Origin of the sequence: Loktanella gaetbuli (assembly GCF_020531945.1) — a bacterium.
Taxonomy (GTDB): Bacteria; Pseudomonadota; Alphaproteobacteria; order Rhodobacterales; family Rhodobacteraceae; genus Loktanella; species Loktanella gaetbuli.
Window position 1 is genome coordinate 248,585 of sequence record NZ_JAJATZ010000001.1, and the last position, 20,779, is coordinate 269,363.

22 protein-coding genes are annotated in these 20,779 nt (G+C 62.1%); 5 read left to right on the forward strand and 17 right to left on the reverse strand.

Annotation, left to right across the window (positions count from 1 at the left end; genetic code table 11):
* Position 1 precedes the first annotated feature (1 nt).
* The 4 genes from pdhA to LGQ03_RS01250 form a co-directional block, all read right to left on the reverse strand.
* On the reverse strand, positions 2-1,012 hold the full coding sequence (gene pdhA, locus LGQ03_RS01235; RefSeq protein WP_090159314.1) for a pyruvate dehydrogenase (acetyl-transferring) E1 component subunit alpha: 1,011 nt from the start codon (positions 1,010-1,012) through the stop codon (positions 2-4).
* Positions 1,013-1,118: 106 nt separating this feature from the next.
* Positions 1,119-1,418 (reverse strand): FtsB family cell division protein, encoded by a 300-nt coding sequence (locus LGQ03_RS01240; RefSeq protein WP_226746928.1) that lies wholly within the window; start codon positions 1,416-1,418, stop codon positions 1,119-1,121.
* A 108-nt stretch (positions 1,419-1,526) separates the two neighbouring features.
* Positions 1,527-2,417 (reverse strand): fructose bisphosphate aldolase, encoded by an 891-nt coding sequence (locus LGQ03_RS01245; RefSeq protein ID WP_226746929.1) that lies wholly within the window; start codon positions 2,415-2,417, stop codon positions 1,527-1,529.
* Positions 2,418-2,511: 94 nt separating this feature from the next.
* Positions 2,512-3,690, reverse strand: coding sequence for a phosphoglycerate kinase (locus LGQ03_RS01250; protein WP_226746930.1), 1,179 nt, complete (start codon positions 3,688-3,690; stop codon positions 2,512-2,514).
* A 125-nt stretch (positions 3,691-3,815) separates the two neighbouring features.
* Between LGQ03_RS01250 and LGQ03_RS01255 the strand changes: the two genes are divergently transcribed.
* Together LGQ03_RS01255 and LGQ03_RS01260 are read left to right on the forward strand one after the other, a co-directional pair.
* Positions 3,816-4,322: a peptidylprolyl isomerase gene (locus LGQ03_RS01255; protein WP_090159317.1), complete on the forward strand. Its 507-nt coding sequence runs from the start codon at positions 3,816-3,818 to the stop codon at positions 4,320-4,322.
* The gene (locus LGQ03_RS01260) at positions 4,315-4,863 is read left to right on the forward strand and encodes a peptidylprolyl isomerase (protein WP_090159318.1); all 549 of its coding nucleotides are present in this window, start codon (positions 4,315-4,317) and stop codon (positions 4,861-4,863) included. The genes LGQ03_RS01255 and LGQ03_RS01260 overlap by 8 nt, the downstream gene beginning before the upstream one ends.
* A gap of 117 nt (positions 4,864-4,980) precedes the next feature.
* On the opposite strand, the gene LGQ03_RS01265 is transcribed toward LGQ03_RS01260, so the two are convergent.
* The 3 genes from LGQ03_RS01265 to LGQ03_RS01275 are packed head-to-tail and all read right to left on the reverse strand — an operon-like array spanning position 4,981 to position 7,765.
* Positions 4,981-6,387, reverse strand: coding sequence for a protein adenylyltransferase SelO (locus LGQ03_RS01265; protein WP_226746931.1), 1,407 nt, complete (start codon positions 6,385-6,387; stop codon positions 4,981-4,983).
* A complete protein-coding gene (locus LGQ03_RS01270; RefSeq protein ID WP_226746932.1) occupies positions 6,384-6,800 on the reverse strand; it encodes a GNAT family N-acetyltransferase in 417 nt (138 codons plus the stop codon). The genes LGQ03_RS01265 and LGQ03_RS01270 overlap by 4 nt, the downstream gene beginning before the upstream one ends.
* Positions 6,801-6,829: 29 nt before the next feature.
* Positions 6,830-7,765 carry a nucleoside hydrolase gene (locus LGQ03_RS01275; protein WP_226746933.1) on the reverse strand — a complete coding sequence of 312 codons (936 nt, stop codon included), beginning with the start codon at positions 7,763-7,765 and terminating at the stop codon, positions 6,830-6,832.
* A 148-nt stretch (positions 7,766-7,913) separates the two neighbouring features.
* On the opposite strand from LGQ03_RS01275, the gene LGQ03_RS01280 reads away from it, so the two are divergent.
* Positions 7,914-8,180, forward strand: a complete 267-nt coding sequence (locus LGQ03_RS01280) for a hypothetical protein (protein WP_056031706.1) — start codon at positions 7,914-7,916, stop codon at positions 8,178-8,180.
* Positions 8,181-8,221: 41 nt separating this feature from the next.
* Here LGQ03_RS01280 and ilvN read toward each other — a convergent pair whose 3' ends face one another.
* The 8 genes from ilvN to LGQ03_RS01320 all read right to left on the reverse strand — a co-directional run bounded on the left by ilvN (position 8,222) and on the right by LGQ03_RS01320 (position 15,167).
* A complete protein-coding gene (gene ilvN, locus LGQ03_RS01285; protein WP_226746934.1) occupies positions 8,222-8,794 on the reverse strand; it encodes an acetolactate synthase small subunit in 573 nt (190 codons plus the stop codon).
* Positions 8,795-8,827: 33 nt separating this feature from the next.
* Positions 8,828-10,579, reverse strand: a complete 1,752-nt coding sequence (locus tag LGQ03_RS01290; RefSeq protein WP_226746935.1) for an acetolactate synthase 3 large subunit — start codon at positions 10,577-10,579, stop codon at positions 8,828-8,830.
* Positions 10,580-10,836: 257 nt separating this feature from the next.
* Positions 10,837-11,769 carry a YihY/virulence factor BrkB family protein gene (locus LGQ03_RS01295; protein WP_226746936.1) on the reverse strand — a complete coding sequence of 311 codons (933 nt, stop codon included), beginning with the start codon at positions 11,767-11,769 and terminating at the stop codon, positions 10,837-10,839.
* 51 nt (positions 11,770-11,820) lie between these two features.
* Complete coding sequence (yghU, locus tag LGQ03_RS01300; protein WP_226746937.1) at positions 11,821-12,675, reverse strand: glutathione-dependent disulfide-bond oxidoreductase; 855 nt, start codon at positions 12,673-12,675, stop codon at positions 11,821-11,823.
* Positions 12,676-12,738: 63 nt separating this feature from the next.
* On the reverse strand, positions 12,739-13,566 hold the full coding sequence (locus tag LGQ03_RS01305; RefSeq protein WP_226746938.1) for an arginyltransferase: 828 nt from the start codon (positions 13,564-13,566) through the stop codon (positions 12,739-12,741).
* A gap of 71 nt (positions 13,567-13,637) precedes the next feature.
* Positions 13,638-14,078 carry an RDD family protein gene (locus LGQ03_RS01310; protein WP_226746939.1) on the reverse strand — a complete coding sequence of 147 codons (441 nt, stop codon included), beginning with the start codon at positions 14,076-14,078 and terminating at the stop codon, positions 13,638-13,640.
* Positions 14,079-14,141: 63 nt separating this feature from the next.
* Entirely contained in the window at positions 14,142-14,558 is a 417-nt protein-coding gene (locus LGQ03_RS01315; protein ID WP_226746940.1) for a DUF2852 domain-containing protein, read from the reverse strand.
* Between the two features lie 120 nt (positions 14,559-14,678).
* A complete protein-coding gene (locus LGQ03_RS01320) occupies positions 14,679-15,167 on the reverse strand; it encodes a YbaK/EbsC family protein (RefSeq protein ID WP_226746941.1) in 489 nt (162 codons plus the stop codon).
* A 52-nt stretch (positions 15,168-15,219) separates the two neighbouring features.
* Between LGQ03_RS01320 and LGQ03_RS01325 the strand changes: the two genes are divergently transcribed.
* Together LGQ03_RS01325 and LGQ03_RS01330 are read left to right on the forward strand one after the other, a co-directional pair.
* The gene (locus tag LGQ03_RS01325; protein WP_226746942.1) at positions 15,220-18,012 is read left to right on the forward strand and encodes a [protein-PII] uridylyltransferase family protein; all 2,793 of its coding nucleotides are present in this window, start codon (positions 15,220-15,222) and stop codon (positions 18,010-18,012) included.
* Positions 18,009-18,275, forward strand: a complete 267-nt coding sequence (locus LGQ03_RS01330; protein WP_090159329.1) for a hypothetical protein — start codon at positions 18,009-18,011, stop codon at positions 18,273-18,275. The genes LGQ03_RS01325 and LGQ03_RS01330 overlap by 4 nt, the downstream gene beginning before the upstream one ends.
* Here LGQ03_RS01330 and eda read toward each other — a convergent pair.
* Entirely contained in the window at positions 18,272-18,913 is a 642-nt protein-coding gene (gene eda / locus LGQ03_RS01335) for a bifunctional 4-hydroxy-2-oxoglutarate aldolase/2-dehydro-3-deoxy-phosphogluconate aldolase (protein ID WP_226746943.1), read from the reverse strand. The genes LGQ03_RS01330 and eda overlap by 4 nt on opposite strands.
* A 27-nt stretch (positions 18,914-18,940) precedes the next feature.
* The gene (gene edd / locus LGQ03_RS01340; protein ID WP_226746944.1) at positions 18,941-20,746 is read right to left on the reverse strand and encodes a phosphogluconate dehydratase; all 1,806 of its coding nucleotides are present in this window, start codon (positions 20,744-20,746) and stop codon (positions 18,941-18,943) included.
* Positions 20,747-20,779 lie beyond the last annotated feature (33 nt).

The following is a 20,779-nucleotide window of genomic DNA, read 5'->3' on the forward strand; positions in this document are numbered from 1 at the left end:
ATCAAGCCTCCTGCGGAACTTCGGTTGCGTAAATGTCGGTCCACAACTCTTCGAGTGCGGGTTCGGGGCTTTCCTTGGCGAATTCTGCGGATTCGTTGACGATGCCTTTGATTTCCTTGTCGATCGCCTTCAGGTCGTCCTCGGTCGCATGATTGCCGGTCAGCAGGAGATCGCGGATCTGTTCGATCGGATCTCGTTCGTCCCGCATTTTCTGGACCTCTTCGCGGGTCCGATATTTTGCGGGATCGGACATGGAATGCCCACGGTAGCGGTAGGTCTTGATTTCCAGGATATAGGGGCCCTTGCCGGCGCGGCAGTGGGCCACAGCCTTTTCGCCGGCCTCCTTGACCGCCAGCACGTCCATGCCGTCAACCTCTTCGCCGGGGATGCCGTAGGCGGCACCGCGTTCCCAGTAGCTGGGGGATTTCGTGGACCGTTGCGTGGATGTGCCCATCGCATATTGGTTGTTTTCAATCACGAAAATCACCGGCAGATCCCACAGTTCGGCCATGTTGTAGGTCTCGTAGACCTGACCTTGGTTGGCTGCACCGTCGCCGAAATAGGTGAATGTGACGTTGTCGTTGCCCTTGTACTTGTCGGCAAAGGCCAGACCGGCGCCCAGCGGCACCTGTGCCGCGACGATCCCGTGACCGCCGTAGAAATGCTTTTCCTTCGAGAACATGTGCATGCTCCCGCCCTTGCCCTTGGAGTAGCCACCTTCGCGGCCCGTCAGCTCAGCCATCACACCCTTGGGGTCCATGCCGCAGGCCAGCATGTGGCCGTGGTCGCGGTAGGACGTGACGCGCTTGTCACCTTCCTTGGCGGCGGCCTCGAGTCCGACGACGACAGCCTCTTGGCCGATATAGAGGTGGCAGAAACCACCGATCAGGCCCATGCCGTACAATTGTCCGGCCTTCTCCTCGAAACGCCGGATCATCAGCATGTCGCGGTAGTAGCCTTTCAGCTCTTCCGCCGACACATTCGGCTGGGCGTCCTTTTTCTTTGGCGGCATCGCGGGTCCCCTCGTGGTTCCAGAGAATTGTTTAGTGTTAAACTATTCCCCGAACATAGAACGGGACGCAGGGTAACGCAACGCGATCGCCGCAAAAAGCTGTGGGTCAGCGGATCACCATCTCGTCCGTGCGGATCAGGCCCAGCACGTCGCGGGCCTGTTCGTCCAGCAGATCAAGGTCGAGGTATTTGTCCGACAGCCGCATGGTCAGGTTTTCCATGCGGGCGACCTCGGCACGCAGCTGTTCCAGTTCGACCTCCAGCGCGCGACCTTCGGCTCCGATGCCACTGCGTTTCAGAACACCGTAGTCGCCCTGGATCGCGGCAAATGTGAAATAGAACCCTAACGCCAGTGCGCCCAGAAAATAGATCAAGGTCCCGATTGCGGGTCTTTTTTGTCTTGTCATGCTTGCCTCTTGGGTCGCGTTGTTGGCCGCGATTGGCATGACATTAACACGGCGGCCGGGAATGTGAATCCCCGGCACGGAAAAACCCTGCGGCGTGGCGTGTTGGACTCAGCCCGTGACAGATGCTGCGTAAATCGACGCGATGTTGCGTCCGATGGCGGCGTTGAATGCCGTGTCCTCTTGGCGGGCTGACAATCCTTCGGTCAGTGCACGCGAAAAACTGGCGATGATCCCGGGATTGCGGGCCAGACGGGCGGTCGCCTCGTTCAGGTCATAGCCGCCGGACAGGGCAACGACGCGCATCACCTTGGGGTGGTTGACCAGCGCATCGTATTGTCCGGGCGTCTCGGGCAAGGTCAGTTTGATCATGACCTCGGTGTCATCTGGCAGCATGTCCAGATGGCGCAGAACTGCATCCAGCAGCAGACCTTCGGCCTCAGCCTTGTCCGGAATCGAGATGGTAATTTCCGGTTCCAGGATCGGCATCATTTTGTGCGACAGGACCTGCCGGCCAATATCGAATTGCTGTGCAACGATCGCCTCGATCCCCGCAGGATTCGCGGCATGGATGACGGACCGTTCCTTAGTCCCGAAAACGCCCAGCATGTAGGCGCGCTGCAGGGTGTGATCCAACCCACCAATCGGTTTCATCAGCTGCACGCCATCGGCGGTGTCCTCCAGCCCGTGGTCGATTTTCAGAAATGGCACGACGTGCTGGTCTTCCCACAGGTGACGGGGTGCGGGCTTGCCTTCGAATGCGCGATCCATCGTCTGTTCGAACAGGATCGCACCCAGCACCTTGCTGCCGCTGAAATCCGGGGCAGCGACGATGCGGGCCCGCATGGCGTGGATCAGGTCGAACATCTCGTCGTCATTCGACCAGTCCTTTTCGGACAGACCGTAGGCGGCCAGCGCCTTGGGCGTCGACCCGCCACTTTGATCCAGCGCGGCAATGAATCCTTTTGCCGTGCGCATCTGGTTTGCCATGTCCTGATTCATCGTCGGGGCCTCCTGTGATCAATTGCCCTACGGTTAGGCAAGAGCCCGACGATACACAATTCTGATAGCGCAAACCGTTATTTAGTTAACGCTATCAGTCGCTCAGCGCGGCTACGCCGGGCAGGGTCTTGCCTTCCATCCATTCCAGAAACGCGCCGCCTGCGGTCGAAACATAGGAAAAGTCGTCGGCCACACCTGCCTTGTTCAGCGCGGCGACGGTGTCGCCACCACCGGCCACCGAAATCAATGTGCCCGCCTTGGTCAGCCGTGCTGCGGATTGCGCTGCGGCATTGGTGGCGGCATCAAAGGGCGCAATTTCAAACGCACCCAGCGGGCCGTTCCAGACCAATGTTTTCGACCGTTCCAGCACCTGTTCGATATGGGCCACCGAATCCGGGCCTGCGTCCAGGATCATCGCATCCGCTGGGCAATCCTCGGTCTTGACGGTTTCGTTGTCGGCACCCGCCTTGAATTCGCGTGCCACGACGACGTCGCGGGGCAGCAGGATTTCACAGCCCTTGTCGGCGGCCTTTTGTGTGATGGCGCGGGCGGTGTCGGCCAGATCGTGTTCACACAGCGATTTGCCCACGTCGATGCCCGATGCCGCAAGGAACGTGTTCGCCATGCCGCCACCGATGATCAGCGTGTCGACCTTTTCCACAAGGTTCGACAGCAGGTCCAGCTTGGTCGACACCTTGGCCCCGCCGACAACGGCGACGACAGGGCGGTCAGGCTGGCCCAGCGCACGGTCCAGTGCGCCCAGTTCTTCGGCCATCAGGCGACCCGCGCAGGCCGGTAGTTTGCGGGCCAGCGCCTCGGTGCTGGCATGGGCGCGGTGGGCTGCGGAAAACGCATCGTTGACATAAACGTCGCCCAGGCTGGCCAGACGGGTCGCGAAACCGTCGTCATTGGATTCCTCACCGGGGTTGAACCGCAGGTTTTCCAGCAGGGCCACGTCGCCCTGACCCAGGGCCGCGACACCCGCACCGTAGTTGCCGTCCAGAAACGTCACTTTGCACCCCAGCGCTGCTTCCAGTGCGGGGACAATCTGGCCCAGCGACATTTCCGGGACGACCTTGCCCTTGGGCCTGTCGAAATGTGCCAGCAGGATGGGGGTGCCGCCTGCAGCCTTGATGTCGCGCACCGTCGGCACGATCCGGTCGATCCGCGTGGTATCGGTGACCTGTCCATCGGCCACGGGAACATTGATATCCACCCGCACCAGCACGCGTTTGCCGTCCAGATCCATGTCGTCGAGTGTTTTCCAGCCCATCGTGGCCTCCTGTCATTGGTTTCGCCATACCTGTGCCAACCGCCGCCTAGCGTCAACGGTGCCCGGTTGGCAATCACGCCGCTGCACCATATGTCAGTGCCAGAAATAAACAGGAGTGCGCCCACATGGCCGACTACGACGATCCCGAAAACACGATCATCATGACACTCAAGGACGGCGATGTCGTCATCAAGCTGCTGCCCGACGTGGCCCCCAAGCATGTGGAGCGGATGAAGGAACTGGCCCGCGCCGGCAAATACGACAACGTCGCATTTCACCGCGTGATCGACGGCTTCATGGCGCAGACAGGCGACGTGCAGCACGCCAACATGGAAAACAACTATGCCCCCGGACGCGCTGGCACAGGTGGATCCGATCTGCCCGATCTGCCCGCGGAATTTTCCAAGGTTCCTCACGCGCGCGGCAGCCTGGGTGCGGCACGTTCCGCCAACCCGAACTCGGCCAACAGCCAGTTTTTCATCAATTTCAAGGACAACGATTTCCTGAACGGTCAATACACCGTCTACGGTCAGGTCATCGAAGGCATGAAGCATGTCGACAACATCGCCAAGGGCGAGCCACCCGCGAACCCCGACCGCATGATCAAGGTCGTGGTGGCTGCCGATGCTTAAATTCGCCATTCCCCTTGCATTGATGGCCAGCCCCGCGCTGGCCACCGGTCTGGACATCGAAATTGCGGGCCAGGCCAATGGCACCGTCAGCATCAATCTGTTCGAGGATGTGGCCCCGCTGCATGTCGCACAGATCACGTCCATTGCGGCCGCTGGCGGCTATGACGGCGTGGTGTTTCACCGCGTGATCGACGAATTCATGGCGCAGACCGGCGACGTGCAATTCGGCGTGACCGGGTCCGATCTGTCGCGTGCCGGCACCGGCGGGTCCGATCTGCCTGACATTCCTGCCGAATTCAGCGACAGCCTGTCGTTCGAACGCGGCGTTGTCGGCATGGCGCGCAGCCAGAACCCGAACTCGGCCAACAGCCAGTTTTTCATCATGTTCGAACCGGGTCCGTTCCTGGACGGTCAATACACCATCGTGGGCGAGGTCACATCCGGCATGGATGTTGTCGACCAGATCAAACGCGGTGATGGCCCCAACGGGTCGGTCACGTCTGATCCCGACGTGATGACGACCGTCACGGTCACCGAATAAACCAACGGCCCCTTCATCGCAGGGTGAGGGGGCCATTCAGTATCCCCGGCAGCGACCCAAAGGTCGTGCGGCTAGGCCGATTGCTTTGCGCAAAGCGCCAAATGCCACTTCGATCTGTCAGGTGCCGCAGAACGTGGCGCGGACCTCCTCGGACGGTTCAGGCGGCAGCGCATAGGGCGCGCGCACCTCATCCAGTGGCGCATAGGGGGCGGTGACGACCTTCAACATGCGGTGGAACGGCCCGAAATCGCCGCCCGTTGCGGCTGTGATGACCTCTTCGACGCGGTGATTGCGCGGAATGACCTGCGGATTGGCCCTGGCCATGATCGCACGATGGTCCGTCGCCCGTCGGCCTGCCCAGCGGGTGGTCCAATCCTGCCAGCCGGGCATGTCATCCGGGTCATCTCCGTTCGTCATCCGCGCAAAGGTCGCAGTGAAATCGGCATCCGATTGCGCCATCAGGGTCAGCAGATCCTGAACAAGTGTGGCATCCTCGGGGCTTGGGTCATCCAACCCCAGCTTGGCCCCGAATACCCGCACCCAGGCCTGTTGATAGATGTCCGAAAACCGATTGATGCGCGTGGTGAAATCCGCGACCGCCGCATCCTGATCCGGCATCAGCGGGATCAGCGCGGTTGCCAGCTGCGCCAGGTTCCAGACCGCGATGCCGGGCTGATTGGCGTAGGCATAGCGCCCCATCCGGTCGATGCTGGAAAACACCTTTTGCGGATCATAGGCATCCAGGAACGCGCAAGGACCATAGTCGATGGTTTCCCCCGCAAGGCTGCAATTATCCGTGTTCATCACCCCGTGTATGAACCCCAGTCCCATCCATTTGGCGACCAGTTCTGCCTGTGCTGCAACCACGGCGTCCAGCAGGCCCGCCGGGCCATCCGCATCCGGAGAGTGGCGCTGGATCGTATAGTCGGTCAGCTGGCGCAGCGCATCCGTATCCTGCCGTGCGGCGTGGATCTGGAATGTGCCGACGCGGATATGGCTGCTTGCGACGCGGGTCAGAACAGCACCGGGCAGCATCGTCTGACGGTAGACCTGTTCCCCGGTCGTGACGGCCGCCAGCGCGCGGGTGGTCGGCACGCCCATGGCGTGCATGGCCTCTGACACGAGGTATTCGCGCAGAACCGGACCCAGCCAAGACCGGCCGTCGCCGCCCCGTGAATAGGGCGTGGGGCCTGACCCCTTAAGCTGGATATCGCGCCGGATGCCGTCGGTGCCGATCACCTCACCCAACAGGATCGCGCGACCATCGCCCAATTGTCCGGACCAGTTGCCGAACTGATGCCCACCGTAGAGCTGCGCCAGAGGCGACGCCGCGTCCGGCAGGGCATTGCCTGCGAACACAGCCGTCGCGTCCGGCGTGTGCAACCATGCGCGGTCGATCCCTAAAACATCCGCCAGACCGTCATTCACGGCAATCGCGCCCGGTGCCGCGACCGGGGTGGGTGCGATCGTCGTGTAGAACGTACCCGGCAGGGTCGCGAAACTGTTGTCGAACGGAATCGTCATAGCGGGTCAGTCATCATCCTGGGGCTGGGAACGGACCGAAACCCGGTGCGTGTGCAAAACCGGGCCAGTCCTGCATCATCGTTGGGCAGGATGACATGCATCGCCTGCAACTGTGCCCTTTGCAGGTTCACCGTGACCGCGTGCAGCACCTCTGTCCCGATTCCGCGTCCCCGGACCGAGGGACGGATGAACACCTCTTCCAGCCAGCCGACCAGACCGCCATGCGGGACAGACCAACCGAATGTCACGGTGACATAACCCAACGGCGCACGCGCGGGGCCGATCAGCCAGATCGCGCCAAGCGGCGAACCGTCCAGCAGGGGACCCGCGACCATCGCGCGATGCGCATCGTCGAATGGCAGGCCGGATTCTTCGTGATAGCGGGCCATCAACGCGAGGACGCGGTCTGCCATGTCAGGTCCGGCCAGGGTGATGGCGGTGCTCATAGCTGCGCCAAACGGTCGGTCAGCATCGCAAAGAACCCGTCTGCATCCACATCGCCGATGAACAGCGCGTTGGGGGTTCGGTCAGTGACGCGCCACCAATCCGCGACCGTCATGCCCAGCGTCAGGTCCGATGCGGTTTCGATTTCCACGTTGATATGGCGTCCGCTGAACAGGTCGGGTTGCAACAGGTAAGCAATGACACAAGGGTCGTGTAGCGGCGCACCGGCCGATCCGTATTTTTCCTTGTCGAACCGTTCAAAAAAGCCGGTCCATTCCGCGACTGCCTGACCCACGGGCGTGCCGAGGTTGCGGAACGCATCGACACGCGGTTGTGTCGTCAGCGCCTTGTGCGTGACGTCCAATGGCAGAACGACCAGCGGCACACCGGCGGCAAAGACCGCCTTGGCGGCCTCTGGGTCGACAAAGATGTTGAATTCCGCAGCGGGTGTGATGTTGCCGACCTCGAAATAGGCGCCACCCATCAGCACGATTTCCTGCACGCGGTCCACGATGTCTGGCGCGCGGTCAAAGGCAGTCGCGATATTCGTCAATGGTCCCAGCGGGCACAGCGTCACGGTGCCGGCTGGTGCGGCGCGCAGCGTGTCGATGATGAAATCAACCGCATGCTGTTCCTGCACCGGCATGACGGGGTCGGGCAGGGTCGGGCCGTCCAATCCCGTCTTGCCGTGGACATGTTCCGCCGTGACCAGCTTGCGGGCGATGGGGGTGTCGCAGCCTGCGTAGACGGGCACGTCGGTCCGGTTGACCAGTTCGCAGATGATACGCGCGTTTTTCGCCGTCAGCGCCAGTGGCACGTTGCCTGCGACACAGGTCAGGCCCAACAGGTCCAATTCGGGCGATGCCATCGCCAGCAGGATGGCGACGGCGTCGTCCTGACCGGGGTCTGTGTCGATGATGATCTTGCGTGCCATGGTCTGTCCTTCTCTTTGTCCCTATGTGGCCCGCCAGTGCCAGCGGGGCAAGGAGGGACCGCCAAGGCGGCGGACCTTTGCAAGGTGTGGAACACTTGCGCGGCTCTGGCGGTTGGGATGGCAACATCACACCATGAAAGGATATGTCATGAAATTTGCCCTGTTGATCCCCGCCGCGGTTCTGACGCTGGCCGGATGCGATGCCGCCCAGCAAAACGGCGGGCCGGGTCTGACCGAAACCTACGAGTCGATCCAGGACCAATACCCCGACATCACGCCAGAGCTGTTTGCACGGTTCGATCGTGACGGTGACGGCCTGCTGAGTGGTTTCGAACAGCAGCAACTGTTCAGTCAGGCCCAGAACCCCAACGGGATAACCGGCACGTTGGGACGTCTCGACGACGACGAGATCTGAAACGACAATGGCCCGCCCTGATCGGACGGGCCACACATTATTCAGACGATGCTGTCGCCACCCCGTGCAAGGGCGGCCACACCCGTGCGCGCGACCTCTTGCAGGCCCAAGGGGCGCATGAGTTCGGCGAAGGCGTCGATTTTTTCTGGGGTTCCGGTGATTTCGAACACAAAGCTTTGCAGTGTGCTGTCCACGACGCTGGCGCGAAAGATATCGGCCAGACGCAGCGCTTCGACGCGGGCATCGCCCTTGCCACGCACCTTGAGCAGGGCCAGTTCGCGTTCCACGCTCGGGCCTTCGACGGTCAGGTCGTGCACCTCATGGACCGGAATGATCCGGCCCAGCTGCGCCTTGATCTGGACGATGACCTGCGGCGTGCCGGATGTGACGACCGTGATGCGGCTGCGATGACCCGTATGGTCGATTTCGGCGACGGTCAGGCTTTCGATGTTGTAGCCGCGACCGGAAAACAGGCCGATGACCCGCGCCAGAACGCCCGGTTCGTTTTCCACGATGACCGCCAGCGTGTGCCGTTCAATCACGTCGGAAAAATGCGACCGCAGGTCATAGGCGGAATGGCTGGAAGAGCCTTTTTTGATCTTGAGTGCTGACATTTCGTAATCTTTCCAATTCCTTGGCGGATGGCCTTAGACCATCACCGCGCCAGTGGCCGTGATCGCACCTTGCGTTTTCGCGTTCGGCAGCAACATTTCGTTGTGACCCTTGCCCGACGGGATCATGGGGAAACAGTTTTCGTGTTTCTCGACCAGACAATCCAGGATCACCGGACCGTCGTAATCAATCATTTCCTGAATCGCGTCGTCCAGATCGGCCGCGTCATCGACCTTGATGCCCTTGGCACCAAAGGCCTCGGCCAGTTTGACGAAATCGGGCAGGGCCTCTGACCAGCTGGACGAATACCGTTCGCCGTGCAGCAGCTCTTGCCACTGACGCACCATGCCCAGCCGTTCGTTGTTCAGGATGAATTGTTTGACCGGCAGGCGATACTGCATGGCCGTGCCCATTTCCTGCATGTTCATCAACCACGATGCCTCGCCTGCGACGTTGATGACCAGCGCGTCGCGGTGCGCCATCTGCACACCGATGGACGCGGGCGTGCCGTACCCCATGGTGCCAAGGCCACCGGACGTCATCCAGCGGTTCGGATCCTCGAACCCCATGTATTGCGCGGCCCACATCTGGTGTTGGCCGACCTCGGTCGTGATGTAGCGGTCATAGCCCTTTGTCAGGGCTTCGAGACGGGAAATGGCGTGCTGCGGGCGGATGACCGACCCGGTCTGTTCGTACCCAAGGCAGTCAATCGCACGCCATGCTTCGATCTGTTTCCACCACTTGGCCAGACCTTCGGTGTTGGTCTTGCGCCCGTTGGCCTTCCAGACCTTCAGCAGGTCCTCCAGCACATGGGCCACGTCGCCCAGGATCGGCATGTCGACGCGAATAACCTTGTTGATGGAGGATGCATCAATGTCGATATGCGCCTTTTTCGATTTCGGGCTGAAGGCATCGACGCGCCCTGTGATCCGGTCGTCGAATCGCGCACCGATGTTGATCATCAGGTCGCAGTCATGCATCGTCATGTTGGCTTCATAGGTGCCGTGCATACCCAGCATGCCCAGCCACTTGTCACCCGATGCCGGATAGCAGCCCAGACCCATCAGCGTGGACGTGATCGGAAAACCGGTTGCCTCGACCAGTTCACGCAACAACTGGCTGGCCGCCGGGCCAGAGTTGATGACGCCGCCGCCCGTGTAGAACACCGGTCGTTTTGCCGTTTCCATCGCACGGGCCAATTCGGTGATCGTGTCGATATCGCCCTTCACCTGCGGGTTGTAGTGAGAGGTGCGTTTCGATTTTTCCGTATATTGGCCAGTGGCGAACTGCACGTCCTTGGGGATGTCGATCAGCACGGGGCCGGGACGACCGGCGGTGGCGATGTGGAACGCCTCGTGCAGGGTGCCTGCCAGCTTGTCGGTTTCCTTGACCAGCCAGTTGTGTTTCGTGCAGGGGCGCGTGATGCCGACGGTGTCGGCCTCTTGGAACGCGTCGGACCCGATCATGAATGTCGGCACCTGTCCGGTCAGCACGATGATCGGGATACTGTCCATCAGCGCATCCGTGAGGCCGGTGACCGCGTTGGTCGCACCGGGGCCGGATGTGACAAGCGCCACACCAGGTTTGCCGGTGGACCGGGCGTAACCTTCGGCGGCGTGAACGGCACCCTGTTCATGGCGCACCAGCACGTGCTGGATCTTGTTTTGCTGAAAAATCTCGTCGTAGATCGGCAGCACGGCCCCACCGGGGTAGCCGAACACGACCTCGACCCCCTGATCGATCAGGGCCTGAACCACAATTTTTGCGCCGGTCATCGTTTTTGTCATTGTCTCGTCCGTTCAATGCTGTCGCTTGGCATAAAAAAACCCCCGGCGTGACACGGGGGCGCATGGGAACCTGATGGGTCAACCGTTACCGGCCCATGCGCGTCTTTCCTACAATTAGTACGACAGTGTTCATGCGAATTTCCTTAGGTGTGGGGACACTATGCGCAGGGTTTCACAGGGTCAACAGGCCCGCTGGATAAAATGTCGCCAAAGGGGGTGGTTTTGGTAACTTTCTTTCAGCGGGTGATGCGACGGAATCAGTTCGCGCGTGTCGCGTCGGGCAGATCATTGCTGTCAGCCGTGTTGCGGTCGGCGTTTGCGGGGGCGGGATTCTGTTTTGCCTGCGCCTCGAGCTCTGCATCGATTTCGGCGCCGAACAGCACGATGAAAGACGACAGCCACAGCCACATCAGCAGGATGATCACGCCACCCAAGGCCCCAAAGGTTTCGTTGTAGCTGGCGAAATTCTGCACGTAAAAGGCAAACCCGGCCGATCCGGCCAGCCACAGGACGCAAGCCACCAGCGCACCGGGGGTGATCCAGCGCCACCTGCGCGGTTTGCGGGCAGGACCGTAGCGATACAGGATCGCAAGGCCCGCCGCGACCAACAGCAGCACGATCGGCCAGCGCACCAGAATGATGATCCATTCCGCATTCGGATCGAGCCGGATGAAATTCAACATCACCGGCAGCAGCACGAGTGCTGCCACGATGACGAAAAACCCGATCACCATGGCAAATGTCAGCACGATACGCGCCATCAGGTTGTGCAGGAAGCTGCGCGCCTCCTCGACACGAAAGGCGACATTCAGTCCCTCGATCAGCGCCGACATGCCGGCGGATGCCGAATAGAATGCCGTCAGCACACCGATGATCGCGGCCAGCCCCAGACCGCCGCTGTCGGACCCTGCCACCGATTTGGCCTGATCCAGTACGATCTGCGCGGCCTCTTGCGGCATGAACGCCGACAGGGTCTGCATCTGGTTCACCAACATGGACGGATCGGTAAAATATCCGGCCAGCGCCATGGCGGCCACAATCCCCGGAAACACGGCCAGCAGCCCGTAAAACGCGCAACCCGCCGCGATCAACGTCAGGTGATCGCGGCCGATGTTTGCAAAAATGCGTTTGACGACCGCGATCCAGCCCTTGGCCGTCAGCGATCCGGGGTGCGCCGTGCTATCTGTCATCCTGTTCCTTTCGGATTGCGTTCGGGCCGCGTGGTGCCGAACGGAGATCGGTCATGACTGACCGATCTTGTCCTGTGTTTTCGTGTCAAAGTCCGACGCGCTGTGACGTTCGTGAAGCTGTTCGGACGGATCACCAAAGGACCGGTTTACCATGCGGCCGCGTTTGTAGGCGGGACGGTCCATGACTTCCGCGCTCCAGCGCTGGACGTTCTTGTAGCTGTCGGCTTGCAGAAATTCCTTGGCGTCATAGACCGAGCCGTTTGCCACGGCACCGTACCACGGCGCGATGGCGATGTCCGCGATGGTATAGCTGTCGCCGGCGATGAACGGACGATCAGCAAGGGTGCGGTCCAGCACGTCGAGCTGACGCTTGGCCTCCATCGTGAAACGGTTGATGGGGTATTCCATCGGCTCTGGCGCATAGGCGTAGAAATGGCCGAACCCGCCGCCCAGATAGGGCGCGCTGCCCATCTGCCAGAACAGCCAGTTCAGTGTTTCCGACCGTGTCGCCGGATCATGCGGCAAAAAGGCGTCGTATTCCTGCGCCAATTGCAACAGGATCGACCCGCTTTCGAACAGGCGAATGCCGGTTTTCGTGTCCAGCAGGGCCGGGATCTTGGAATTGGGGTTCACGGCGACAAAACCGCTGCCGAATTGGTCGCCCTTGCCGATGTCGATCAGCCAGGCGTCGTATTCCGCATCATGCCCGGCCTCTAGCAGTTCCTCGAACATCACCGTGACCTTGACCCCGTTTGGCGTGGCAAGGCTGTGCAGCTGCCAACGGTGTTCACCCTGCGGCAGCGGTGCATCATGCGTGGGGCCTGCGATGGGGCGGTTCGTGCTGGCGAATTTGCCGCCGTTCTCGGCGTCCCATTCCCAGACCTTGGGGGGGGTGTAATCGGACATGGTCAGACCTTTGATCAATGCGTTTCCATCGACCATTTAGCCCTACGGGCTGCGGATCAAGGGTCAGCGTCCGACGGGGCGCCCGCCGGGTAACGAAATCCGCGCGACCTGTTCGGCAATCGGGTCGGTGGACAGCGGATGCAGCGCACTGTCATAGCCATCCGGATCGCCAATCGGCTGCCATGCCCCATCGCGAAAAATCTCGAGCGCGTCGAAATTCGCCTTGTACCCCATCTTGGGACTGCCGGGCACCCAATAGCCCAGATAGACATAAGGCAGGTTCAATTCGCGTGCTACGTTGACGTGGTCAAGGATCAGGAACGTGCCGGGACTGTTGCGGGTCAGCGAAGGCGCAAAGAACGAATAGACCATCGACAGCCCATCGTCGAGGATATCGGTCAGGCAGGCCGCCAGGGGACCATCATCGGGGACATTGCGGTCGGAATATTCGATCAGGCGGGATCTGACGGGCGTTTCCTCGATCATCGCGGCGAATTCGAACATATCCATGTCCGCCATCCCGCCGTCGGCGTGCCGTGTATCAAGGTATTCGCGGAACAGATCGTATTGCGCCTCGGTCGCCCAGGGCGAGGTCGGGCGGCGTTCCAGATGCGCGTTGCGTTTCAGCACACGTTTCTGGCTCCGCGTCGGTTCGAAATCCGCCACCCGGATACGCGCCGACATGCAGGCGGCACATTCCGAACAGGACGGACGATACAACACGTTCTGCGACCGCCGGAACCCCTGTTTGGACAGGGCGTCATTCAGTTCGGCCGCCTGCTCGCCCTGAAGTGCGGTGAACAACTTGCGTTCCATCCGCCCCTCCAGATAGGGGCAGGGCTGTGGCGCAGTCACATAGAACTGCGGGGCGATTTGTAGATCGTGGCGCATGACCAAAGATTGGTGCGCATCGGCGTGGCTGACAACCCCCGCCGATGCAACTTGTGCCAGATCACGCGTATTTATGCCGGACGATTGATGGCGGTCGTACCCATGATCATGTCGGTCAATCCCTGCCTCTTGGCCGTGACGGCCATCATGCCCACCGAAATCAGTTGCAGCGGGAATGTCACGACACTGATGGCATAGCCTGCGGTATGCACCAACGCCCCTGCCGATGTCAGCGCTCCACCCTGTGCGTCACGCAGCGAGATGTTGAACAGGCGCATCCCCCAGGTGGCCGATTGGTTGGCGATCGTGAACCACCGGTACAGAAAACCGACGACCATCATCAGCACCGGAAAAAAGAACAGCGCGATGAACAACGTCAGCGGCAGCAGGATCAGTGACATCAGGAAAACCACGGTCACATCCACCAGCCAGGCCAACAGCCTGCGGCTGCGAACACCGTCGTAGAATTCCGGCATCTTGTCCGGATCGGGCAGGGCGGTCAGCGTCGTCATGGTCATCCTATCGTATCATGTAGATTGGGACCGACCCCCGTTGTCGGGGGCCGGAGGTTTGGTTCAGGCGGTCTTATCGGACGGCTCGGAGTCCTTGGTCTGGCTACGGTCGGCCATGAACTGGTCGAATTCGGCCTTGTCCTTGGCTTCGCGCAGGCGGCCCAGGAACGCTGTGAATTCGTCCTGTTCCTCTTGCAGACGACGCAGCGTGTCCGCCTTGTAGGCGTCAAATGCCTGGTTCCCCGAGGATGCCATGACATTGACGCTGCGTGGCGCGGACGTCCTGGCTCCTCGCGCGAATTTACCGGCAAAGACCATGTAGGCCAGCAGTGCCAGACCAACCGGCCAGACAAAGATGAAGGCCGCAACGGTCGCGGCGATCCATGCGCCGCGTCCGCGGGCGTCCAGCCAGGATTCAGCGCGTTGCAGCCAGGCGATCGGACCGGTCGTTGTGACGGGGTAGGTATTGGTCGCAGTCATGATGTTTCTCCGTTCGGGTTTATGTAAATGCCTTTCACATTACCCATATCGGTGTGGTATCTTCGCTGTGCAAGTGTTGATGTGAACGTTTTTTACATAAATCGTCATTCGTATTTTTTATCAGTTACTTAGGTCATTCTTGACGGTGAATGGCGCGAGCTGTGCGCCGGATATCCGCAACAGGTCGGCGGGTGCCACCGCAAAGATATGGTGGGGTGTTCCAGCGGCCGCATAGACGACATCGAACGTTATCAGGTGGGGGTCCATGAACGCCCGAGGCGGCGTCAGATGCCCAACGGGTGACACGCCACCGATCGCGAATCCCGTCACCTTGCGCACGACGGCGGGATCGGCACGCGTCAGCGGCTCGCCTGTCAGGGCGGCGGCTGTCGTGGGATCGACGGTTTGGCCTCCGGCGGTGATGAACAGCACCAGATTGCCTGTCTCAATCCCCTGAAAAATGATGGATTTGGCAATCTGATCCACCGCACATCCCTGCGCATCGGCTGCGGCCTGTGCGGTCCGTGTCCCTTCGGCGAGGGCGACAGGCATGATATCCAGTCCCGCCGCCGTCAGGGCCTGCGTGACGCGTTTCAGACTCTTGCTCATCGGGGTGGCTCCTGACACGGTTGGGCTGCAATCGACAAAAGGTATCTGCGCCATGACAGCTGATCCAGTCCCGTCAACAGGTCGTCTGGGGGATCGTATCATCCGGGTGCCACGCGCCCACAATGCGGAACGCGGCGCCGATGCGTTGGAACGCCTGCCTGACGCTACGGGTCCGTTTCGTGACCTGATCGCGGGCACTGCGGGGTGCAGCCCGTATCTTGCGGGCCTGATCGCGCGCGAGGCCGACTGGTTGCCACAGGCAGAGGCAGCACCCGAACAGGCGCTGTCCGATACGCTGGCGGCTGTAGCGTCGCTGTCGCTGTCCGATCTGCCCGACGGTCTGCGACAGGCCAAGCGGCGTGTGGCGCTGTTGACGGCTCTGGCCGATCTGGGGGGCGTCTGGCCGTTGGGGCAGGTTACGCAGGCGCTGACCGATCTGGCCGCGACCGCCACACATGCGGCCCTTGTTGCGCTGACCGAGACCGAGATCGCGCGCGGCAAGCTGCCGGGTCTGACGGTTGATGACGCGGCCACGGCAGGCGGGATGACGGCGCTGGCCATGGGCAAGATGGGTGCCGGAGAGCTGAACTATTCGTCCGATATCGACCTGATCTGCCTGTTTGACGAGACCCGGTTCGCCCCCGAGGATGTCGCCGAGGCGCGTGCCGGTTTCGTGCGGGTCACGCGGCGCATGTGCGCGATGATGTCGGATGTGACCGCTGGCGGCTATGTGTTCCGCACCGACCTGCGGTTGCGCCCCGATGCCAGCGTCACGCCGGTCTGCATCGCGATGGATACCGCCGAACGTTATTACGAAAGCGTCGGCCGCACCTGGGAACGTGCGGCCTATATCAAGGCGCACCCCTGCGCCGGGGACATCGCGGCGGGTCACCGGTTCCTGCAGACGCTGCGACCGTTTGTCTGGCGGCGGCACCTTGATTTCGCGGCGATCCAGGATGCCCATGACATGCGCTTGCGCATCCGTGACCACAAGGGATTGCACGGTCCGCTGACGCTGGCGGGGCACAACATGAAGCTGGGGCGCGGCGGCATCCGCGAGATCGAGTTCTTTACCCAGACACGGCAGTTGATCGCGGGCGGGCGTGATCCCGGCCTGCGGGTGCGTGGCACGCTGGACGGGCTTGCCGCCCTTGCGGATGCAGGATGGATTCCCGGCGACGTGCGTGACCAGCTGTCCGATCATTACACGTTCCACCGTGCGGTCGAACATCGCCTGCAAATGGTGCAGGACGCCCAGACCCATGCGTTGCCCAACGATGGCGACGGCTTTGCCCGGCTGGCCGCCATGATGGACCGCGACGTGGACGACCTGCGACGCGACCTGACGGAACGGCTGGAATCAGTTCATGATCTGACCGAAGGATTCTTTGCCCCCGACACCCCTGAACCGGCCCCGGAATGGGGAGAGCAGCTGACCGCGCGCTGGCTGGATTATCCCGCCTTGCGGTCCGCACGCGCGGTCGAGATTTTCCGCCGCGTGCGCCCGGTCATCCTCAGACGCCTGCAAGATGCGGCGCGCCCCGAAGAGGCGCTGGCGCAATTCGATACCTTTCTTGCCGGTCTTCCGGCGGGGGTGCAGTTGTTTTCGCTGTTCGATGCCAATCCCCAACTGACCCAGCTGATCGTCGACATCTGTGCGACCGCACCGGCCCTTGCGCAATATCTGTCGCGCAACGCAGGCGTGCTGGATGCGGTGATCGGCGGCGATTTCTTTGCGCCCTGGCCCGGTCAGGACGCGCTGACGCAGGGGCTGTGCGATGATCTGGCGCAGGCGCAGGACTATGAGGCGGCGTTGTCCCGCGCGCGCCTCTGGACGCGGGAACGCCATTTCCGCATCGGTGTGCACCATCTGCGCGGATTGATCGACGCACCCACCAGTGGGGCGCAATATGCCGACCTTGCAGGCGCTGTCGTGACAGCGCTCTGGCCGGTGGTATGTGACGAATTCACGCGAAAACACGGCAGCGTTGCGGGGCGTGGAGCGGTAGTCGTGGCGATGGGATCACTGGGGGCGGGGCGGTTGAACGCGCAGTCCGACCTGGACCTGATCGTGATCTATGATGCGGACGGCGACGCGATGTCCGATGGCAAACGGCCCTTGCCCGCGCGGACATATTATGCCCGGCTGACACAGGCGTTGGTCACAGCCCTGTCCGCACCGATGGGCGACGGTCGGTTGTACGAGGTCGACATGCGTCTGCGGCCCTCGGGTCGCAAGGGGCCCGTGGCCACATCTTGGGCCGCCTTTCAGGCCTATCAGACGGCCGAGGCGTGGACATGGGAACACCTTGCCCTGACGCGCGCGCGGGTCATCGCTGGCCCTGCGGATCTGGCCCAGGGGGTCGAAAGCTTTCGCCGTGATCTGTTGCGGATCAAGGGGCAGGGCGAAACCGTTCTGGCGGACGTGGCGGACATGCGTCGCAGATTGGAAGAGGCCAAGCCGACGGGGGCTGTCTGGGACGCCAAGAACGGTGCCGGTCGTCTGATGGACAGCGATCTGGCGGCGCAGACCATCGCGCTCTTGGCGGGGGCACCTGCACGCGCGGCACCCGACCAGATTGATGCAGGACGGTCGCTGGCTGGCGTTTCGGATGCAACCATCACCGATCTATGTGCGGCGCAGGATCTGTTCTGGTCGTTGCAGGCCGCTGCACGGCTGTTGACTGGCGCGATTCTGGACCCAGATGCACTGGGCGAAGGCGGCCGTCGGTTCGTTCTGCGCGAGGTGGGATGTGACGACCTTGACGCGCTGGCCGATCGTATCGCAACGGTATCGCGGGCCGCAGATGCGGCATTCGCAAGATTATTGGAGGGTCCCCGATGAAGGGTGACGCACGCGACCCCAGTGGCCTGATCGCCGAATCCTTTCGGATCGAAGGCATCACGCAGGCGGAATGTCGGAATATCTTTCTGGACTGGGCGCTGAAACTGCCCGTTCAGCAGGACAGCCAGTCGGTCATCCCCGAGCTGCTGGAACGCCACGCGGATCAGCCGGACAACCACCCGATGATCCAGACCCTGCGCGAAGGATTGGCCCGCGCGCCCCGGCCCGGCAGGCGGGGCGGACGCGCGGGCCGCATGTCCTAGCGGGCCAGTTGGGCGGCTTCGCGGGCCAAGGCCTCGATCCCGGCCCAATCGCCGCTGGCGACCATTTTTGCCGGTGCGACCCAGCTGCCGCCGACACACAGTGTGTTCGACAGCGCCAAATAGTCAGGCGCGTTTTTCAGGCTGACACCGCCGGTGGGGCAGAATTTGACCTGCGGGATCGGCGCGCCGATCGCCTTGAGAGCGGGCACGCCGCCATTCGCCTCTGCCGGAAAGAATTTCTGCACGGTGTAGCCGCGTTCCAGCAGGGCCATTGCCTCTGATGCCGTGGCGGCACCGGGCAGCAGGGGCAGTTCGTTCGCCTCGCAAGCGTCCAGCAGCAGGTTTGTTGCACCCGGCGAGACACCGAATTGCGCGCCTGCCGCCTTGGCATTTTCCACGTCCTTGGGTGTCAGCAGCGTGCCTGCACCGACCACTCCACCCGGCACGGCGGCCATTTCGCGGATGGCGTCGAGTGCCGCCGGGGTGCGCAAAGTCACCTCCAGCGCGGGCAGGCCGCCTGCGATCAGCGCGCGGGCCAGATCGGCGGCCTTGGCCGCATCATGCAGCACCAGCACGGGCACGACCGGGGCCAGTTCGCACAGTTTGCGGTTCAGCTCAGAGGCTTGTTCAGGGGTCATGTCTTTGGTTCCTATTCTAGAGCTGGATCAGAGGATTGCAGCAGCGCCGTCGGTGGCAAGGCCGACGTTCTTGCGGAAGGTTTCAAACAGCTCTCGTCCGACACCCGTGCCGTTGCCGGACAGGTCAGCCACCGCCAGATCGCGCGTGTCGAGGTCTACGCCAACGGCGTCGATGGTTCCGGTCACGGCGTCCAGGCGAACCACGTCACCGTCGCGCAGTCGTGCAATCGGCCCACCGGCTGCCGCCTCGGGGCAGACGTGAATGGCCGACGGCACCTTGCCAGACGCACCCGACATGCGCCCGTCGGTGACCAAGGCCACCTTCAGCCCGCGGTCCTGCAACACCGCCAGCACCGGGGTCAGACCATGCAGTTCCGGCATGCCGTTGGATTTCGGCCCCTGAAACCGGACGACGATGATCGTATCGGACGTGAATTCACCCGCCTTGAACGCCGCCTTGACGCTGTCCTGATCGTGAAAGATGCGGCAAGGGGCCTCGACGATGTGACGTTCCTTGGCCACGGCCGAGGTTTTCATCACACCACGGCCCAGGTTGCCGGCCAGCTGTTGCAGGCCGCCCGTGGGCTGGAACGGATCGGTGGCGGGGCGCAGGATCTTGTCGTTCTGCGTCTTGCCCTCGCCCTTGACGTAAGTGACGCGACCATCGTCAAGCTTGGGTTCCTGCGTGTACAACTCCAGTCCGTCGCCCGCCACAGTGCGCACGTCGTCGTGCAGCAGACCGGCGTTCAGCAATTCTCCGATCATGTAGCCCAGACCGCCCGCCGCGTGGAAATGGTTCACATCGGCCAGACCGTTCGGATAGACCTTGGCCATCAGCGGCGTCACGTCCGAGAGATCCGAAAAATCCTCGAGATCAAGGATCACGCCAGCCGCCCGCGCCATGGCCGGCAGATGCAGCACAAGGTTCGTTGATCCACCCGTGGCCATCAGACCCACCAGACCGTTCACAAAGGCGCGTTCGTCCAGAATGTCGCTGACCGGCGTGAAATCATTGCCAAGCGCCGTGATCTGGGCCGCCCGTTCTGTGCCCGCGACCGTCAAGGCATCGCGCAATGGTGTGTTGGGGTTCACGAATGACGCCCCGGGTAGGTGCAGCCCCATGAACTCCATCAGCATCTGGTTGGAATTGGCCGTTCCGTAGAACGTGCAGGTGCCCGGCCCGTGATAGCTGGCCATTTCGGCCTTCATCAGTTCCTCGCGGCCGACTTCGCCGGTGGCGAATTGCTGGCGGACCTTGGCCTTTTCATCGTTTGGCAGACCGCTGACCATCGGGCCTGCGGGCAGGAAAATCGACGGGATGTAGCCAAAGGTCGCGGCGGCCATCACGAGGCCGGGCACGATCTTGTCGCAGACACCCAGATAGATCGCGCTGTCAAAGGTGTTGTGCGACAGGCCGACGGCAGCGGCCAGCGCGATCACGTCGCGGCTGAAAAGCGACAGTTCCATCCCGGTCTGGCCCTGCGTGACACCATCGCACATGGCAGGCACACCGCCCGCCACCTGTGCTGTCGCACCGACGGCATTGGCGGCCTGCTTGATAAAGTTCGGGTATGTTTCAAAGGGTTGATGCGCCGACAACATGTCGTTGTAGGCGGTAATGATGCCGATATTGGGGGCCACATCCCCGACCAGCGCATCCTTTTGTCCGGCCATCGCGGCGTAGGCATGGGCCTGGTTGCCGCAGGTCAGGTGCGACCGGCGCGGACCTGCGGCGGCGGCGCGCGCCATCGTGTCGAGATATGTCTTGCGCGGTCCTTCGGACCGGGCGCGAATACGGTCGGTTACTTCTGCGATTTTGGGATGCAGGGCCATTGGAACCTCTGGTTTTGCGGGTTGCCGATCTTC

Excerpts from the sequence above, each read along its gene's own strand:
- LGQ03_RS01255 (WP_090159317.1), top strand. The coding sequence starts at position 3,816 with ATGGCCGACTACGACGATCCCGAAAACACGATCATCATGACACTCAAG.
- LGQ03_RS01245 (WP_226746929.1), bottom strand. The coding sequence starts at position 2,417 with ATGAATCAGGACATGGCAAACCAGATGCGCACGGCAAAAGGATTCATT.
- LGQ03_RS01315 (WP_226746940.1), bottom strand. The coding sequence starts at position 14,558 with ATGACTGCGACCAATACCTACCCCGTCACAACGACCGGTCCGATCGCC.
- eda (WP_226746943.1), bottom strand. The coding sequence starts at position 18,913 with ATGACCCCTGAACAAGCCTCTGAGCTGAACCGCAAACTGTGCGAACTG.
- LGQ03_RS01260 (WP_090159318.1), top strand. The coding sequence starts at position 4,315 with ATGCTTAAATTCGCCATTCCCCTTGCATTGATGGCCAGCCCCGCGCTG.
- LGQ03_RS01280 (WP_056031706.1), top strand. The coding sequence starts at position 7,914 with ATGAAATTTGCCCTGTTGATCCCCGCCGCGGTTCTGACGCTGGCCGGA.
- yghU (WP_226746937.1), bottom strand. The coding sequence starts at position 12,675 with ATGTCCGATTACACCCCCCCCAAGGTCTGGGAATGGGACGCCGAGAAC.
- LGQ03_RS01270 (WP_226746932.1), bottom strand. The coding sequence starts at position 6,800 with ATGGCAGACCGCGTCCTCGCGTTGATGGCCCGCTATCACGAAGAATCC.
- LGQ03_RS01310 (WP_226746939.1), bottom strand. The coding sequence starts at position 14,078 with ATGACGACGCTGACCGCCCTGCCCGATCCGGACAAGATGCCGGAATTC.
- pdhA (WP_090159314.1), bottom strand. The coding sequence starts at position 1,012 with ATGCCGCCAAAGAAAAAGGACGCCCAGCCGAATGTGTCGGCGGAAGAG.
- LGQ03_RS01275 (WP_226746933.1), bottom strand. The coding sequence starts at position 7,765 with ATGGCACGCAAGATCATCATCGACACAGACCCCGGTCAGGACGACGCC.
- LGQ03_RS01305 (WP_226746938.1), bottom strand. The coding sequence starts at position 13,566 with ATGCGCCACGATCTACAAATCGCCCCGCAGTTCTATGTGACTGCGCCA.
- LGQ03_RS01265 (WP_226746931.1), bottom strand. The coding sequence starts at position 6,387 with ATGACGATTCCGTTCGACAACAGTTTCGCGACCCTGCCGGGTACGTTC.
- LGQ03_RS01295 (WP_226746936.1), bottom strand. The coding sequence starts at position 11,769 with ATGACAGATAGCACGGCGCACCCCGGATCGCTGACGGCCAAGGGCTGG.
- edd (WP_226746944.1), bottom strand. The coding sequence starts at position 20,746 with ATGGCCCTGCATCCCAAAATCGCAGAAGTAACCGACCGTATTCGCGCC.
- ilvN (WP_226746934.1), bottom strand. The coding sequence starts at position 8,794 with ATGTCAGCACTCAAGATCAAAAAAGGCTCTTCCAGCCATTCCGCCTAT.
- LGQ03_RS01250 (WP_226746930.1), bottom strand. The coding sequence starts at position 3,690 with ATGGGCTGGAAAACACTCGACGACATGGATCTGGACGGCAAACGCGTG.
- LGQ03_RS01290 (WP_226746935.1), bottom strand. The coding sequence starts at position 10,579 with ATGACAAAAACGATGACCGGCGCAAAAATTGTGGTTCAGGCCCTGATC.
- LGQ03_RS01330 (WP_090159329.1), top strand. The coding sequence starts at position 18,009 with ATGAAGGGTGACGCACGCGACCCCAGTGGCCTGATCGCCGAATCCTTT.
- LGQ03_RS01240 (WP_226746928.1), bottom strand. The coding sequence starts at position 1,418 with ATGACAAGACAAAAAAGACCCGCAATCGGGACCTTGATCTATTTTCTG.
- LGQ03_RS01320 (WP_226746941.1), bottom strand. The coding sequence starts at position 15,167 with ATGAGCAAGAGTCTGAAACGCGTCACGCAGGCCCTGACGGCGGCGGGA.
- LGQ03_RS01325 (WP_226746942.1), top strand. The coding sequence starts at position 15,220 with ATGACAGCTGATCCAGTCCCGTCAACAGGTCGTCTGGGGGATCGTATC.